A 448-nucleotide genomic window follows, 5' to 3' on the forward strand; every position below is an offset into this window, starting at 1 on the left:
GCGTTGGTCCGGGTGCTGGGGCTCGGAGTGTGCGGGGTGCCGTGGGCGGGTGCGGCGCTCGCGGCGGAGGGGCGGGTCTCCGAGGAACTGCTGGCACGGTGGTGGCAGCTCGCGGCCTGGCTGCCGACCGGGCCCGAGGGGGGATCGGACGCTGCGCGGGCGGCGTGGCGGGCGGCTCTCGCCGAGCGGACACGGCTGACGCCGTATCTGGACACGCACCGGGAGCTGGCCGCGAGCGACGGCACGCCGGTGGCGCGCCCGGTGTGGTGGAGTTCTCCCGGCGACCGGGTGTCGCGGGAGTGCGAGGACGTGTTTGTGGTGGGCGACGCGTTCCTGGTGGCTCCGGTGCTTGAGCCGGGCTGCGGGGAGCGGCGGCTTCGGCTGCCGCACGGATGGTGGTACGACGTGACGACGGGCGCGGCGCATCTCGGGCCGGGACGTGTGGTGG

1 protein-coding gene is annotated in these 448 nt (G+C 76.1%); it reads left to right on the forward strand.

Going from position 1 to position 448, the window contains the following annotated elements; all coding sequences use genetic code 11:
- Positions 1-448, forward strand: a 448-nt coding sequence (locus GL263_RS27815; RefSeq protein WP_500294581.1) for a glycoside hydrolase family 31 family protein, incomplete at both ends; no start/stop codon positions are given.

This window comes from Streptomyces durbertensis (assembly GCF_014156695.1).
Taxonomy (GTDB): Bacteria; Actinomycetota; Actinomycetes; order Streptomycetales; family Streptomycetaceae; genus Streptomyces; species Streptomyces durbertensis.